Origin of the sequence: Paenibacillus sp. IHB B 3415 (assembly GCF_000802655.2) — a bacterium.
Taxonomy (GTDB): Bacteria; Bacillota; Bacilli; order Paenibacillales; family Paenibacillaceae; genus Paenibacillus_AQ; species Paenibacillus_AQ phytohabitans.
Genome location: NZ_JUEI01000016.1, coordinates 1 through 15085, shown reverse-complemented (window position 1 = coordinate 15085; position 15085 = coordinate 1). Strand labels below are relative to the sequence as shown.

The following is a 15085-nucleotide window of genomic DNA, read 5'->3' as shown; positions in this document are numbered from 1 at the left end:
ATTTGGTAACGCTTACAAAACGATGTGTGATTTTATCCATCCACAGGTGTATTTGTACGTACATGCTTAAGGCGGGCTGCGGCCGCTGCAATTGACAAAAGCTCCGGTTCGCAGGATAGTTAACTCATTCAGCCGCCAAGTTGTCCATACTTGAACGGATGGAACTAATTCTACGGAGGCATTCATGAATAACAAGATCGAACAACCCCGAATCCCGGAACCGGAGCTTTTGCTGCCGCAGCAGATTCATTCCCTGTCTTCCAAGGACGAATTCAGCCGTTGCCTCATTTCCGGAGCGCTAATTGAATACCAGGATGCTGCCAGAGTGTCCTTTGATAAGGTTATTTTCAAAAATGTGACGATCACTGAATCCTCTCTGCACGGCATTGAGCTAACCGATGTCATCTTCGATCATTGTGACCTGTCCAATGTCGATTTCAGCGATGCCTTCATGCACCGGACAGCATTCAGGGATTGCCGTTTGATTGGCACGGACTTCACGAGAGCGAGGTTTCAAAATGTATCGGTGACCGGGTGCATCGGGGAGTTCGCGGTGTTCCGGTTTGCTAATTTCAAAGGAGCCTCCTTCGAGCGTAGCTCGCTCGTCAGCGCGGATTATTATCAGTCCACCTTAAACGGCCTCTATTTCTCGGAATGCAATCTGGATCAGGCCACACTGGCCGGGTGCAAGCTGAAGGATATCGATCTGAGCGATTGCGAGTTCACCGGCCTCGTGGTTGACCTCCAGGATCTGGACGGCTGTGTAATCTCCGCGGAGCAGGCGGCTTCTTTTGCCGGACTGCTGGGCCTGGTGATTAAATATTAAGTAGCCGGACCCGCACCTGCCTCCAGGGTGACCAGCTTCAGCTTGCCCGAACATTTCCCGCAGCGGTAACGCTTCGGATCGGCTCTGCGCTTACGCGGATATTCCATGGCGCAGGCTGTACAGACCAGCTTGTACCGGTAAGGCTGTGGCTTCCGCGCCTTGGCTCCCGGCAGAGTCTGACAGTAGCGGCTGCCCCCGACCCGGGCGAGCAGTGTTTTGAAATCGGCATCCCGGTGCATATATCCCCGCTTCGCCAGATGCAGATGGTAATGGCAGAGCTCATGCTTAATAATTTTCTCCGTTTCCTCACGGCCGTGGATGGCAAGCTGCTGGGGATTGATCTCTATATTATGGCTTTTGGTAAAATATCGTCCGCCCGTTGTCGTAAGTCTGCTGTTAAAGCTGGCTGTATGCCGGAAAGGCACGCCGAAGCTGTTCAGTGACACCTGCTCGATCCACTGCTGCAGCTCTTCGTTGCTCATACTTATCATAGCGCTCCTTCACGGCTCCTCTCCTTAAGGAAATAAGATCTCTACTTGAATTGTAACTTGCCCATAGGCTACACTGTCAAGAAGGAAGACAAGTCCGGAGGGAGAATGAGTTATGCCGAAAATGCGGTATGTAATTTTGCAGCAGGATCAGGAACTGCAGTTCGTGGAGATGCCGGAGGAGTATGCTTACCAGCTGAGCGCCCTCAATCTTCGCCTGAATAAAGAAATTGACAAGCTGACTGCGGAGAATGTCCCCGGTCTGCCGCGGGCGATTGCCGAGTGCGATTCCCTGGAGCTGCTGCGTGAGGAGCATCACCTGGAGTCCGGGCTGGCATATATCAACCGTCTGGAAAATGCTTTTGCCTCTATACAAGAGACTGAGTATCCGCTGATCTCGTTATTAACGGAAATCCGCGCGCTGCAGGCCCAGCTTGAGCAGTGGTACGAAGAGGAAGAGGAAAGTGTGCAGTAGCTGGCAGTTGTATGGATGGAGCTGTACGGCTAATTACCACATGTAAATGAATGCTGCTGCCGCACCTTTGGGCGTCCTTCTCCATATGCTATCTGTACATAGGATGCATGCCAGAGGAGGGGTACCCTTGCCGCAGTGGCTTTGCCAACAGCTCATGAAGGCTTATTTCAAGAAAGACCGCCGTCAGATCAAACTGCTGAATGAATGCTGGTTCTTTTACCGGAATTCTGCCGAAACCCGTGAATTCATCACCAAAGACGTATAGGTATTATTCCGCATTATAACCGTAAGCGCCAAAAGGGAGTGCCCGTGCAGCCGTAGAATTCATGGCTGTGGGGCACTCCCTTTAACATATATATCCCGGCCGGATTCTGTTGCTTAGAACATCGGGAATACATATTTCACCAGGAAGAACAGCAGTCCAAAAATGATGATGATATATGCGGCGTATTTAATAAAGGTGGATGCGACGAGACTGGAATCCGATTTCTTGTGCACCTCTGTCCGTTCTACTTCAACACTTCTGTCCTTGTAATTCGGTTCCATCTTCAATCTCTCCTCTCGGTTCGTTAGCTGTATGTCATCCATTAACCCGGGTTTTTCGGACTGAAACAAAAAGAAACGGGCACCGCCCTGAGGGACAGCGTCCGTTTCTGCTGGAAATCAGCTTTTAGTCAAAACTGCGTTGGCCTGGCCAGGAGCCCTGCAGCTTACGGACCAGTACGATCTGTCCGGTATGATAAGAATCATGCAGAATCAGACTCATTACTTCTTCGCCCGGCGCATGCCCGGAGCCGCCCCATTCATAAGCGCCTTCCTCAAGGGCTACAATAATCTCCCGCAAAGAGGCATGAACGGACTTCAGCTTCGCAACTGCCTGGTTCCACGCCTCTTCCCCGCTCTCCGTTACCGTAAACGTAGCATCATTGCTCTCCAAGTCAGGCAATTTCTCCAGGCCCTTAAGCTTGCGCAGCAGACGTTCCTTATAATAAGTCAGATGATTGACGGTCTCCCAGATGGAATTGCCCGCTGCCCCCTCCGGCTTCCAGCTTGCCTGTTCACTAGTCACACCTTCGAGTGCGTCCTTAAGCGGAGGCTGCCAATCCTCAACATCCATCACATAATCCCAGTTCTCCACCAGAACATCGCTAATCTTATTTTGCATATTTCACCCTCCTAAAAAAGTTTTGCGGAGCCTATGCACCTCGAGTTTCTTCGCAGTAAGGCAGGCTTCGAAAGCATCGGCTTCGTTTCTCGGAGCATTCGCTCCCTGATTACAGAGCTTAGAAAATCCGAATTCCGTAACGGTTAAACAACCTGAATGAAGGTTACATTAGAAATGTAGCATATTTGCCGGAGCGCTTCAAGTAACTAGCAAAACTTATTTTTAACTGTTACAATCAAAGGAAACATCGTGGTGAAAGGAAAGATGCAGCTTGCTGTGGGAGGATTTCATTAACAGCTACTGGCGGAATTGGCGGACAGGCGACCGGAGCAAGGACCGGGATAGGCTGGATGAACCGGAGTGGCTGGCAGAATGGCTGGCGGCACAGAAATTACCTGCGGCAGCACCGATTCTGCCGGTTGAACTGGAGCGGCTGAAGCAGCTGCGCGGATTATTATGGGACGAGGTACAACGGCTGGTGCAGGGACAACCTACGGAAAGAGCTCTGCTGGAACAGCTGAATGTATATATGAGCAACGGGCCTGTTCTGCGGAAAGTAGTCTGGGGTACCGGCGGCGAAGCCGGTATTTCATTGCTTCCCCAGCGTGCAGACTGGGAGCAGATTATGGCGGAGATAGCCGCTTCTTTTGCCGCGGCATTACTGGAGAAGGAATCCTCACGCTTCCGCATCTGCGGGAATCCCGACTGCCTCTGGGTCTATTACGACGATACCCGCAACCGCTCAAAGCGCTACTGCGATGACAAGATGTGCGGCAATCTGATGAAGGTAAGACGGTTCCGGGCGCGCAAGAAGGCTGCGGAGGATGAAGGGAATCTGCCGGACTAGCTTTTATACAGAATGCAGATGACGGGTCTGCTGAAGGGGAGTCAATGTTGTGTTTTTGCCTGATTTTTTGGCAGTATAGAGCAGTTTATCCACTTCCTCAAACAGCTGTTCTTTGGTGGCTCCTTCGGAGTAGCTTTTGAGTCCGATACTAACGGTCACTGCAGTATTCTCCAACTCTTCATGTAGAGTCTCCGACAGTTGCTGACGTACCCTGTCTGCCAGCTCGTAGGCTTCTTCGGATGTCTTCTCAAAGAACAGAATCGCAAATTCCTCGCCCCCATAACGTGAGGCAATATCCGCTGGAGAGATATTGTCTTTAATCACTTTCGCGACCCGCGCCAGCACTGCATCGCCGATACGGTGGCCGTATTTATCGTTAATCCGCTTGAAATTATCAATATCAATCAAGGCCAGATGAAACGGCGCACCTTGATTTCCGTACTCCAGCGCTTTGTCGTAGAACTCATGGAAGGAGATATGATTGTACAGGCCGGTCAGTGCATCCGTAGTGGACAGCTTGCGGATCACCGCATTCTCGATCATCAGATTCTGCTTGGCGGTCAGTGTCGCTTCCAGATCACTCGCCAGCTCCCGCCCGTTAATAATAATAATGCCGGCTACCAGCGTGCCCACCAGCAGAAATAGCGGAATGGCAATCAGATCGAAATCATTCAGATAATATTTGAACCAGTAATCCCAGCGGTAGAGAATGAAGAACGCAGCCGCCTGCAGGGCAGACGTAAATAAGGTCAGATCCAGCCGGAAAAAGATCGCCGACGCAAAAATCGGCAGCAGCATCAGCGCCCCGATAATCCGGATATCCATATTCAGATGGATAATCATCATGGCAATAATGGTCCCGGACACAAACAGCAGGACAAAGGAATATTTTGGCGCAATCGCATCAACGAACTGGGTCGCCCCGACAACCGCACTCATTAGCAGCGTCGGATACAGCAGGACATCATAATAAAATTCATGCGGGCCCATTGGGTATGAAAGAAACAGAAAAGCCCAGAGCTGCGCAGCAAAATGCAGAGCAATCACGAGCCAATAGGTACGCAAAAAACGCTTGATCCACTTGGCCTGCCGCTGTGCGGAAGTATCCGAGGGGCCCATGAAATCTCTTAATCTCAATCCATTCACCCGCTGCATGTAGATTTGATCAACACATTTCTACTATTTTAACATGTATGGATCTGGTACGATACTCACTTGTGGGATATGTACTGATTTTTTGGGTATCTGAGCAAGTCACATGGAACGTGGTGATTGGGGCTCGAGTTGAATTGATTTACTACGTTTGGAGGGTCGCCACTATATCAAAAAACCTTCCTTTACCCTCCCTTTTTAATTAACGCTCTCTCTCGTAAGGGGAATGACACGGGATCATCACCGATAATATTTTACGATTCTGTTTCACCCACACTCTGGCGGCCGGGGAGTGCCCACGCCTCTTTGCTGTGAATGTCTGGTAATAGTTGTGTTTCAACCCACACCTCCCGCACGGGGAGTGACTCTTCCAGACACATGGCTTGGGCGGTCAATTGCAGTTTCAACCCACACTCCCACATGGGGAGTGACTATGACAGAAGCAAGAAACGAGGCTATGAGATACGTTTCAACCCACACTCAAGCACAGGGAATGCCCCTTTGCTGTCCGCTTTAAAAGCAAACACCTGACCGTTTCAACCCACACTCCCACACAGGGAGTGACTCAGGGACATTCAAGTCATCATTGCCCTAGACTAGTTTCAACCCACACTCCCGCACGGGGAGTGACAAGGGAAACTGTGGAACAACTGGAGAGCAAAGATGTTTCAACCCACACTCCCGCACGGGGAGTAACCGCCAAAAAGAACCTGGAAGGGCACGTTCCGGTGTTTCAACCCACACTCCCGCACGGGGAGTGACGAAGACCTTATTACCGGTTCCAAGGATGTTTGTGTTTCAACCCACACTCCCGCACGGGGAGTGACAGCTGCGGATCTAGCCAGTGCCGATCCGGGCCGGGTTTCAACCCACACTCCCGCACGGGGAGTGACGGCACAGGTACGTGGTATGAGATTTACAATACTGCGTTTCAACCCACACTCCCGCACGGGGAGTGACTTAATCCTCTCAAGGTTTTGGTCGATAATCGGCTGGTTTCAACCCACACTCCCGCACGGGGAGTGACCTTTGTGGGCCGTGTGCTCAAAAATCTTCGCTGGTTTCAACCCACACTCCCGCACGGGGAGTGACATTGAAGAAATGACCGCACAAGAGAAGCAAGAGTTTGTTTCAACCCACACTCCCGCACGGGGAGTGACGCTTTATGGATCGTATGAAGTGCCAATAACAGAGTTTCAACCCACACTCCCGCACGGGGAGTGACAATAGCGGAGCCGGAACAACCGGAACAGCAGGAGGTTTCAACCCACACTCCCGCACGGGGAGTGACGCGGAATACGCCGATAACCTGTATGACATGAACGAGTTTCAACCCACACTCCCGCACGGGGAGTGACAGATGCCCAATAATCCCTTGCTACATAAGGGTTAAAGGGCACAAAAGTGCGAACCTCTTTATTAATTGCCAATACCATTTATCAAGATTAAGAATATGAGGTAAATCCCTTATCCCATAAGAGGTGCGAACCGCCCGGCATTTTCATGTGCGCTTGGGGTTCGCACTTTTCTTAGAGGAGGAGAAAACCTTCAGGATCATAACTCTCTTTGGCTCCGATATGCTCCACTTTTCTTTTCCAATTAGCTCCAAGCATATAGAAGCGGATGCTATCGTTACTTTTATCCATCTCTGATTCTATCTTTTGCTTTAGCTGCTTAAACTGGACTGGGTCAACAACACACTCAAATACGGAATTCTGTATGCGCTGGCCATAATCTTGGCAATGCTTGGCGATTCGCCGTAACCTTCTGCGACCTCCAGGTGTTGAGGTTTGAACATCATACGTAATTAGAACCATCATTTGCTGCAGCTTCCTCCTATTTAAATAAAAATGGCGGATAGTCGCTAAGATCACCCCTGATGTATCTTGCCAGAAGCAGAGACTGTGCATATGGGAGCAAACCAAGTGATATGGATTCATTCAGATATGGATGCTTTATTTCATCCATTTTTCTTTTTTGCCAAGCACCAAGTACTTCCTTGCGCCCATCCTCTGTCAAGATAACCGCACCGTTTTCTTTAATGATGAAAGATTTGGCGGTTATTTGCTTGCGGTTGATCAGAGACAGCGCTAGTCGATCCGCCATATAAGCACGCAATTCCTCCATTAAATCAAGAGCTAGTCCAGGACGACCGGGGCGGTCTCGATGCAGAAAACCTACAGCCGGATCTAATCCAACAGTCTCCAAAGCTGATTGCACATCAACACGAAGCAGCGTATATAAGAATGATAACAGCGCATTAATGCGGTCTTTTGGGGGACGACGATTTCGTGTTGCCATATGAAATGCTTTTTTCTCAACCAGAATGAACTCGTTCATGGCACTGAAATATAACTTGGCCGCTTCCCCTTCCACACCTCTAAGCTGATCAGCATTACTAACTCTTGAAGTAGATGCTGCCAATCGTTTGAGAGCGGAAGAGACATCCAATAGCAGTTCTTTATTGACCTGTTCCCCATGATCTCTAAGCGCCCGGTTGACAACACTTCTGGAATTGATAATTTTGGCCTGTATGAATCGTTTGGCTATATGAACAGCCTCCTGCCCGTCAGCATAACGATACTGTTTGCGCCGAAGTAGTACGTTCCCAGAGGTTTTCCCTTGAATTCGTGCTTTGAATCCTCCGTGTTCATTCAGAAATGATAATGCCACTCCACGCTCAGCGCATAAATGGAGTAGACTAGGACTGGCTCCGGTATAGCCGAAAGTCACGATTCCCTCAAGGTTATGTACCGGAATACGGAACTTTTCTTTTTGATTTGTAAGCATAACCACATTCTCTCCGTCTCTGGATAAATAACTATCGGGAGAAGTGATATACAGCGTATTTAACAACTTTCTCATGGTATCACCTACTCCTCAAAGAATGTTCCCATATAACGTTCCACGTTAGCCCTTTTCAATTTTGGGAGACAAATATCATAAAGTGAACAGGAGAGGCAGCCCTTGGTGTATTCTGGAGCAGGTGTTAATCCTTCAGCGAAGCAGGCCCTCATCTCCTTTAAATTATATTCCACACGCCCTCTTAGCTGCCCGTTAAACACAACTTCCCGCCTTCGTTCCTGTTGACCGTAGAAGAGAGCCCCTTCCTCTACGGTAACATCAAGCATTTCTTCCAGACACATCGCCTGCGCACATAACTGCACCTCGTCCCAATCATCCGCCTTGGGCTTGCCGCGTTTGTATTCAACAGGATACGGCTTCCATTTGCCTTTTCGACCTGGAAGCTTGGCGACTAAGTTCGAACGATCTGAAGGCTCCTCGGCATGGAACTCCACTACATCTGAAATCCCGCTAATTCCTAGAACATGAGATACCAGCGGCATTGCCCTTGAGATTAGAATCTTACCTCTAGTCTCACGGAGCGATGGATTATCTGCTTTGCGATGCAGAAGATCCCCTTCGTAGGTTCGCACATTATCGAGCCACTGCTGTTCCAAATGGATTAGTGCCCATTGACGTCTGCAAAAGGCAAAGTGTTGAATGCCTGACAGCATTAAATATTCATCTTCAGGATAATTGCTCATTCTTGTCTGCCTTATTTCTCAATCAAACTTACGCCTTCAGGCAAATCCGCATTATCAATAGTGATGTGATAATCCTTATAGTCTCTGGCTGGTACACCGGGAACACTTTCCGCATGAATACGTTCAAACAGTTTATGAGCAGGTGCGTTACCAAGAACAGAACTGTGTTCAAAAATAATCAATTTGCGAAGTGCCATTTGTCCACGGGAGGCAGAACGGTCATATTCAAACATGTTCTCAATAGCAGCCCACAGCAATTCCAGATCCTCTGAAGTAAAGTTTGTCTGTTGAGCCAAATGCCCCGAGATATAACCATCCATACGATAAAGTCCATAGGGAATAATATGCTTGCGTCCCATCTCCCGATCCTTATCGGCACCTTCTTGAGTGACAGCCTGACGAGTTATGGTTAACTCCTGGGAAAATACAGGGTCAATGCTTCTGGCGAAGGTAAACTGTACAGGACCACGGACTTGTCCGCAGTTGATTTTGGTAGTCATGACTGCCCCGAAAGTACGAACGTCAAAAAAGTTATCACACATCCAGCGGGTAAGTTTATAGCTTTCGGCTTTATCCGCAGGTTTCAACTCTTTCAATTTATCTGTATCCTCTTCGCGCAAAGCACGATAAGCCTGACGATGCTGCTCATTGAGTACAGCACCTTCAGAAACATAAATATTATGGCCTTCTTGTCCGTTTCTTGTAACTTCTACATAATTGCGAATTTTGCGCTTAAGGCATACGTCCGTAACGATTCCGTGCCCTGTCTCTGGATCAATTCTCGGCATATTTCCAGCATCAGGGTCTCCGTTCGGGTTACCATTCTTAACATCAAAAAAGATCGTAAATTCATGGCGGTTAATAGGAGTACTCATTGTTCATCCTCACCTTTCTCTTCTTCGGCTGGTATAGTAATGGATCTTGTTTCAGAACCGCTTGATTTATTTCCGGTATGCTGCGCCTGGTGATAATAGCCAAGAATAAACAGCCCTTGTTCTTCAAGATTCAAATGGGTTGGAAACTTGGGAACGCCGGACAGTACCTCGCCGATATCCCGGTCTCTGAACTTCCCGTATTTCGCCTTTGGATTAGAAATATGTGCTTGTGATAAACGAATTAAGTTCGGAAATACGGCCAATGGAGTAGTAGATGCTGAAGAAAAGTACCGGTCTTTAATCGTCGTGTTTAATTTACCGTATCCCCCCGAGGCCTCGATCTGTGCCCGTTCCAGGACAGCAAATAATCTACCAAGTCTATACGCCACCGGCTGTGTCTCTGTATTCTCATTAAGTTCCATCGTCAGTGCTCCTTTCAGAACATCATTGTTATTAATTCGTGCATACCGCAGTAAGTACGCCTTAATGACAGAAGCACGAATCCATGCACTCCCGGAAGTCTCGCCGAAAGGTGATATTCTTCCGTCAACCCTTACCCGTCCGATGATTGCCGCATATACAGAGTAAGGATAGGCACTCCCTTGAAGCACCGAACGAAACCAAGCCCCTGCCATTGAAGCAGTTGCACTCTTCATTTTGCCTGAATCCATATTTGCATGAACCGTTTCGCGCATTACCCGAAAAAGACTTGGCAGTGCTGGCAGTTTGTCGCCAGGTCGACTCATTGCCATATCCGAAGTATGTTGTGCTAACTTTACGAAGAGTGAACCAAAGCTCCCCTGCCAATAGTAGCGAACAGCCAGACGGGCAACATTCGGTGATAGCCCAAGCACGGTAAATGATGTTTGGGAAGCGGGTAACATATCTTCTGAAACTGTCATTCCGTTGCGGACACGAAGCATAATGTCCTTAAGCTGTTCTGTTCCTTGAGAATCTTCACTCGGCTGCTCGTCCGGCTCGTTGTCAAAAAAGTTTCCGAACATTTCCTCTTGAGCAGCCCATTCCTTTCCCTGCCCCGGCTGGCGGTCCGCCCAGAAAACAATAGTCATATCACCGACACCTCTTAGCCGGTTCTCGCGGGAAGCAAGCAGATGATTCAATGCTTTGGCATAGCCCGCAGAAGCCTCTTCGCTCACGGGTGCGTTATAGCTTTGCTCTTTTCCATAAGACAGGAGTGCAGGGAAATTAAAGGATACCAGATTCGCCCCCATCGATTGTGCATCCGCAACCCCTTTGATTTTGATTTCATGAGTGCGGGCAATGGGACGATTGGCTTCACCGGAGATCAGGCAAGTCCCATATACCGTTCCTTCCTTGGCTTCTCTTCGGGAGTTAGCCCAGATGCTTACTACCTCAGGTGATTGGTGAACGTAGGCATCGCTACCTTGTAGCTTGAAGATAAAGTTGTTGTCTGTACCGGAAAGAACATTGTTCAGATCCAATTGAAAGAATTCATCCCCCTCCGGCTCTTCAGGATTCCAGCGTTCAAAAAAATTCAGAACGGCCAGTCCGTTAGGTGAATGGCAATCACGCAGCAGAGAACGATGCAGTTCGCGGCTGGCTTCAAACTTCTTGAGCGAGGTGGAGCGAACTCCGCTTTTTTCAATCAGGCCCAAAATATATTCGGCTTTATCTGATAAAAAGTATGGTTTCACCCCGCTGGAGCGTGCTCCATGCTCTGGTACATTCATTGGTATAGATAACGGCCGTTTGCCTGTATTATCCCGAATATCAAGAATTCGAAGAGGTTGTCCATCTTCAGAAAGCTCTAGCACAAAAGAGATCTTATCTGTGCTGTATCCCGGTGGGGCCATATCCGAGCTCGGGTCCTGGGAGAGTTGTAAATAGCGCTTGTACAGTGACTGGGTAATCATCTCATTTCCCTCCTTTGCTCAAATTAGGCACCTCAATAACACCATCTTTCATTACAGCACGGAAAAACTTTGCTTCCATATTAGCTTTGTAATCGAGATCCCAGAGCATCCATTGTAAATCTCGTTCCCCTGTCCCTGCATAATCAGATGGGGGCAACGGCTGCTCGCTTTCAATCAATTGAAAGTTAGCCGGGAATTCCCGGCAGCCAAAATACGGCTGCTGAAACATCTGCCCTAAACGGGCGCGCCGGAGAAAAATATTATAGTGTTTCTCTGGAGAGTCCGTAGCCCCAGCTTCAGAAGTCATCTCAAAATGCGCCTCTATAATGTATCCTACCTGCTTCAACATTAAGGTCATGCGCTGCTGTCGTTCCTCCGTCACGATCTGACGCACGTTGCTTGTTTTGCCATTCATAGCTGACTTTACAGTAGCGGCAGATAATTTTGATTCCGTCTCGTTACGGCGAATGGATTCAAACTTAATTTCGTTCAGCACATGGATACGATCAATCACCCAGCGGATAGCTGGCTTCCAGTGCAGGCTTTCCAGGATACCACGAGCCGCCGAAGGCGTGATAACGTCGTAACTGACCCGTTCTGCCTTCATTTCTGGTCGTGTAAAGCACGCGTAATCTCCCCACACATGAAGCTTAATACCATATCCCATAACCTTCACCTCCTTACATCCACTATAAAATATAAATTTCTCTCGCAGCACACTCAGCAGAATAAGGCTTAACTCCGGTTTGTTGGCTATACCATGTTCCAGGCCGTTCCAGCACTCTGATTCCTTCACGAATCTCTGTCAATTCACCGGCGTGCTTAAAGGCATTGTACTCATAAACATAGAGTTGTACCGTATAAGGCTGAAGCTGCCGCAGGAGTTCTCTGCTTAAATGAGGAGCATAACGAATACGATTAAGCAGGATTGAGAATGCAGTTTTATCTTCATCTACGCCCTTCTCTTTTTCCTCGTCAGTCTTATAAGGAATTATGATTGGCTCCAACTGCTCATCAATCATCCGAAATTCTCGGCCAATCTCAGCAAAAGGAAAAGCGAGTTGCCTACCCTCTCTTTCAATCTTGGCAATAATCTCCTTACCATCCGTAGAATCTGTACTGCCGATGTGCTGAAACGAGGAGAGCTCGGCAAAGTAACTCTTAACTGCGGAGATGGATAGTGGATCAAGTCCCTTATTCAAACTATCATTTAGAATAGTTCTGGCTAAATTGCCTGTTAAACTCATCCAACCCTTGGGTAGTCCCCTTTCCAGCTCAAACACATGCACTTTCCCGTACACACGCACTTCCCCATGAGACAGTTTTCCATTCCGGTTACATCGCCCAGCCGCCTGAGCAATCGAATCAAGTCCAGCCAGTTCACGAAACACTTCTGGAAAGTCTACGTCTACTCCCGCTTCAATTAATTGGGTGCTAATGACCAGACAAGGCTGGCCCGATTCAAGGCGTTTGCGGACTTCTTTTAAAATATCCATTCTGTGTTTAGGACACATTCTCGCACTTAGATGATACAATCCTTCAAAAGCATCTGACGGTCTGTCCTGTAGTCGCTGCAAAGTCTCGAATAGCTCACGGGCTGTCTTACGAGTATTAACAATACATAACGCTTGAGATAAATTGTTCAACTCACCTGCTAAGCTATCTAAGCTCATAATCCCCCGGCTGGATACTCGCACACGTTCAAACTGCTGGAATCGCAGTTCCGGTTGAGTCACAATTTCCTTAACCTTGACTTCATGCCTCCCACGGGAATTATTTAAGATACCCGAGGCTGGTGGTTGAGTAGCAGTACACATGATCACTGTACATCCATAATTTCGTACCAGTTCTTCCAGAGCGTACATACAAGGTTTGAAAAAAGCTCCATTCATCATCTGAGCTTCATCCAGCACGATGACACTGTTTGTAAGATTATGCAGCTTGCGGGCCTTGGACCGCTTATGGGAAAATAGCGATTCAAAAAACTGCACATTTGTCGTTACTATAACCGGCATGTCCCAATTCTCTTCGGAAAGTCTTCTTAAGTCACGTAGCCTGTGAGCAGCCTTCTCGTCATCTACATCTTCTTCTGACTCATCTGTCTCATGCTGAACATTGGAATGGTGTTCCAGCACAACTTCTTCTCCAAGTACCTCACGGAAGATAGCAGCATTTTGCTCTAATATGGACGTATACGGAATAACATACACAATACGCTGTAACTCCGGATGTTGGACTGTATGCTCCAAAGCAAAGCCCAGTGAAACTAATGTTTTGCCGCTGCCGGTAGGTAAGGTTAACGAGAATAAACCTCTGGACAGTTTGGCTTTGCCCATACATTCGTTGAATATTTCTGCCCGGTAATAATCTATCCGCTTGCTGGGCTTAGAGAATCGATTCGCCATATGATTATGAAACCGTTTAAGCAGGACAGGAAAGTTAGCCGCTACTCCTCTCTTATTCGCTTGGCTGGGACTAGCGAAGCGTTCTGTGTTCAAGGTATCCGCGTCGACTAGGCAAGAAAAGAGCATTCGTGTCAGAAAAAACATCTGAAAAGATGCTGATATTCCCGGTTGCAATGAAAACTGTACCGGCAATTCCGGAATCTTGATCTCACTAAAAGCTGCGCTATAATCCTTCAGCTTTTTCTCCAATCTGCGTGAAAGACAAGCATCCGCTCCAGAAACCGTACCATAGTCAGGCAATCCACTGTGATGACCAGCGATGATGTAGGATAAGATTGTAGCCATTCGTTGATTAGATCCAAACTTCATGATTTCCTTAGCTCCTGCTGTTGCATGATCTACCTTTTTGCTCGTCCCCTCCAATCTCCGCTGAAACTCCTCAGAGTATTTCCCAAGGTCGTGCAGATACCCGGCTAAATAGCCCCACTGATCCATTCCGAACTTCTGGGCAAATTCCGCTGTCAGTACTGCAACTTCCTTCAAATGAACTAACAACAACTGCCAATCGCTCTTATCCGTAGTATCCGTGCTATGCGCGTAGTACATTATTCACCTCCTTATATGCTAGAAGAACTATCTTTACTAATACTCCAATAGTTTTCAATATCCTAGCTTTATTTTCCATAAATATAATCATTTTGTTGAACAAGTTGTTGAGTGGTGTCTAAAGAAGCCAAATAAAATAAAATCATATTATATTGAAAAGCAATAAAGAATATCCTGCCTTTTGAATTAACATCTTCTTGTGTTTAAAAGTTTAATATTTTTTATCTTCGAATTCATCTTAACTCATTATCAATCTGGTGTATACATAAAAATCCAATATAATCCGAAATATCCCATACCGTGATTTCTTGCAACCTTTCACCCCTCCGTATAATATAAGTGAAGTACTATTGTCGCTCCCTTCTTGTAAGGAAGCGTGGATTGAAACTTGTGGTTAAAGGTTTGCACAAAAAAGCTATCTCCATATTCATTCTGGGGATAGCTTTTTTTTATGCCTTTTTGAAAGCAGCCTTTGGATGTTAGAACGGACTGGCAGTTAGATTCACGCCCAGTGAGGGGACGCTCTATATTAAGTGCAGCGCAAATTTTGCACTCCCACATGGGGAGCTACCTCGAAGTAGGCATCGACAAAAAGGCCTTTAACCTGTTTCAAATCACGCTCCCGCACGGGGAGCGACTACCAGGAGAGGTTCGGATTGACCCGGGATGTGATGTTTCAATCCACACTCCCGCACGGGGAGCGACAAAAACTAATAACGATAAGAGGTGAACAGCATGGTTTCAATCCACACTCCCGCACGGGGAGCGACGGTGTATGTGCCTGCCGTTGCTCCTGTATTGGC

15 protein-coding genes and 1 CRISPR repeat array are annotated in these 15085 nt (G+C 47.7%); of the genes, 4 read left to right on the top strand and 11 right to left on the bottom strand.

From position 1 onward, the window contains the following. Positions 1 to 184 precede the first annotated feature (184 nt). The gene (locus QW71_RS08780; RefSeq protein ID WP_039296312.1) at positions 185 to 826 is read left to right on the top strand and encodes a pentapeptide repeat-containing protein; all 642 of its coding nucleotides are present in this window, start codon (positions 185 to 187) and stop codon (positions 824 to 826) included. Here the strand turns inward: QW71_RS08780 and QW71_RS08775 are convergent. Further along, a complete protein-coding gene (locus QW71_RS08775; RefSeq protein WP_047013692.1) occupies positions 823 to 1308 on the bottom strand; it encodes a SprT family protein in 486 nt (161 codons plus the stop codon). The two genes, QW71_RS08780 and QW71_RS08775, sit on opposite strands and share 4 nt — an antisense overlap. Before the next feature lie 121 nt (positions 1309 to 1429). On the opposite strand from QW71_RS08775, the gene QW71_RS08770 reads away from it, so the two are divergent. Both QW71_RS08770 and cmpA read left to right on the top strand, forming a co-directional pair. Next, entirely contained in the window at positions 1430 to 1789 is a 360-nt protein-coding gene (locus QW71_RS08770; RefSeq protein WP_039296308.1) for a hypothetical protein, read from the top strand. 127 nt (positions 1790 to 1916) lie between these two features. Continuing rightward, entirely contained in the window at positions 1917 to 2054 is a 138-nt protein-coding gene (gene cmpA, locus QW71_RS39750; protein ID WP_099052445.1) for a cortex morphogenetic protein CmpA, read from the top strand. 113 nt (positions 2055 to 2167) lie between these two features. Here cmpA and QW71_RS40890 read toward each other — a convergent pair whose 3' ends face one another. Together QW71_RS40890 and QW71_RS08765 are read right to left on the bottom strand one after the other, a co-directional pair. Continuing rightward, complete coding sequence (locus QW71_RS40890; RefSeq protein ID WP_197074337.1) at positions 2168 to 2335, bottom strand: hypothetical protein; 168 nt, start codon at positions 2333 to 2335, stop codon at positions 2168 to 2170. Between the two features lie 124 nt (positions 2336 to 2459). Further along, entirely contained in the window at positions 2460 to 2954 is a 495-nt protein-coding gene (locus QW71_RS08765) for a DinB family protein (protein WP_039296306.1), read from the bottom strand. A 271-nt stretch (positions 2955 to 3225) separates the two neighbouring features. On the opposite strand from QW71_RS08765, the gene QW71_RS08760 reads away from it, so the two are divergent. Beyond that, entirely contained in the window at positions 3226 to 3801 is a 576-nt protein-coding gene (locus QW71_RS08760) for a CGNR zinc finger domain-containing protein (RefSeq protein WP_039296304.1), read from the top strand. 3 nt (positions 3802 to 3804) lie between these two features. On the opposite strand, the gene QW71_RS08755 is transcribed toward QW71_RS08760, so the two are convergent. From QW71_RS08755 to QW71_RS08720, 8 genes are all read right to left on the bottom strand, one after another. Further along, positions 3805 to 4938 (bottom strand): diguanylate cyclase, encoded by a 1134-nt coding sequence (locus QW71_RS08755; RefSeq protein WP_235441427.1) that lies wholly within the window; start codon positions 4936 to 4938, stop codon positions 3805 to 3807. A 280-nt stretch (positions 4939 to 5218) separates the two neighbouring features. Then, a CRISPR array of direct repeats spans positions 5219 to 6311; the repeat unit is 32 nt; unit sequence GTTTCAACCCACACTCCCGCACGGGGAGTGAC. A 171-nt stretch (positions 6312 to 6482) separates the two neighbouring features. Continuing rightward, positions 6483 to 6773 (bottom strand): CRISPR-associated endonuclease Cas2, encoded by a 291-nt coding sequence (cas2, locus tag QW71_RS08750; protein WP_039296300.1) that lies wholly within the window; start codon positions 6771 to 6773, stop codon positions 6483 to 6485. A gap of 16 nt (positions 6774 to 6789) precedes the next feature. Then, complete coding sequence (cas1c, locus tag QW71_RS08745) at positions 6790 to 7818, bottom strand: type I-C CRISPR-associated endonuclease Cas1c (protein ID WP_039296299.1); 1029 nt, start codon at positions 7816 to 7818, stop codon at positions 6790 to 6792. 8 nt (positions 7819 to 7826) lie between these two features. Next, positions 7827 to 8501 (bottom strand): CRISPR-associated protein Cas4, encoded by a 675-nt coding sequence (gene cas4 / locus QW71_RS08740; protein ID WP_083442474.1) that lies wholly within the window; start codon positions 8499 to 8501, stop codon positions 7827 to 7829. Positions 8502 to 8512: 11 nt separating this feature from the next. Then, positions 8513 to 9376, bottom strand: coding sequence for a type I-C CRISPR-associated protein Cas7/Csd2 (cas7c, locus tag QW71_RS08735; RefSeq protein ID WP_039296296.1), 864 nt, complete (start codon positions 9374 to 9376; stop codon positions 8513 to 8515). Then, complete coding sequence (gene cas8c, locus QW71_RS08730; RefSeq protein ID WP_052769938.1) at positions 9373 to 11271, bottom strand: type I-C CRISPR-associated protein Cas8c/Csd1; 1899 nt, start codon at positions 11269 to 11271, stop codon at positions 9373 to 9375. The genes cas7c and cas8c overlap by 4 nt, the downstream gene beginning before the upstream one ends. A 1-nt stretch (position 11272) precedes the next feature. Then, a complete protein-coding gene (gene cas5c / locus QW71_RS08725; RefSeq protein ID WP_039296294.1) occupies positions 11273 to 11938 on the bottom strand; it encodes a type I-C CRISPR-associated protein Cas5c in 666 nt (221 codons plus the stop codon). A gap of 22 nt (positions 11939 to 11960) precedes the next feature. Continuing rightward, a complete protein-coding gene (locus QW71_RS08720; protein ID WP_047013691.1) occupies positions 11961 to 14282 on the bottom strand; it encodes a CRISPR-associated helicase/endonuclease Cas3 in 2322 nt (773 codons plus the stop codon). Between the last annotated feature and the right edge of the window lie 803 nt (positions 14283 to 15085).

Coding starts and splice junctions, on each gene's coding strand:
- QW71_RS08780 (WP_039296312.1), top strand. CDS start 185: ATGAATAACAAGATCGAACAACCCCGAATCCCGGAACCGGAGCTTTTG.
- QW71_RS08775 (WP_047013692.1), bottom strand. CDS start 1,308: ATGAGCAACGAAGAGCTGCAGCAGTGGATCGAGCAGGTGTCACTGAAC.
- QW71_RS08770 (WP_039296308.1), top strand. CDS start 1,430: ATGCCGAAAATGCGGTATGTAATTTTGCAGCAGGATCAGGAACTGCAG.
- QW71_RS40890 (WP_197074337.1), bottom strand. CDS start 2,335: ATGGAACCGAATTACAAGGACAGAAGTGTTGAAGTAGAACGGACAGAG.
- QW71_RS08765 (WP_039296306.1), bottom strand. CDS start 2,954: ATGCAAAATAAGATTAGCGATGTTCTGGTGGAGAACTGGGATTATGTG.
- cas2 (WP_039296300.1), bottom strand. CDS start 6,773: ATGATGGTTCTAATTACGTATGATGTTCAAACCTCAACACCTGGAGGT.
- cas1c (WP_039296299.1), bottom strand. CDS start 7,818: ATGAGAAAGTTGTTAAATACGCTGTATATCACTTCTCCCGATAGTTAT.
- cas4 (WP_083442474.1), bottom strand. CDS start 8,501: ATGAGCAATTATCCTGAAGATGAATATTTAATGCTGTCAGGCATTCAA.
- cas7c (WP_039296296.1), bottom strand. CDS start 9,376: ATGAGTACTCCTATTAACCGCCATGAATTTACGATCTTTTTTGATGTT.
- cas8c (WP_052769938.1), bottom strand. CDS start 11,271: ATGATTACCCAGTCACTGTACAAGCGCTATTTACAACTCTCCCAGGAC.
- cas5c (WP_039296294.1), bottom strand. CDS start 11,938: ATGGGATATGGTATTAAGCTTCATGTGTGGGGAGATTACGCGTGCTTT.
- QW71_RS08720 (WP_047013691.1), bottom strand. CDS start 14,282: ATGTACTACGCGCATAGCACGGATACTACGGATAAGAGCGATTGGCAG.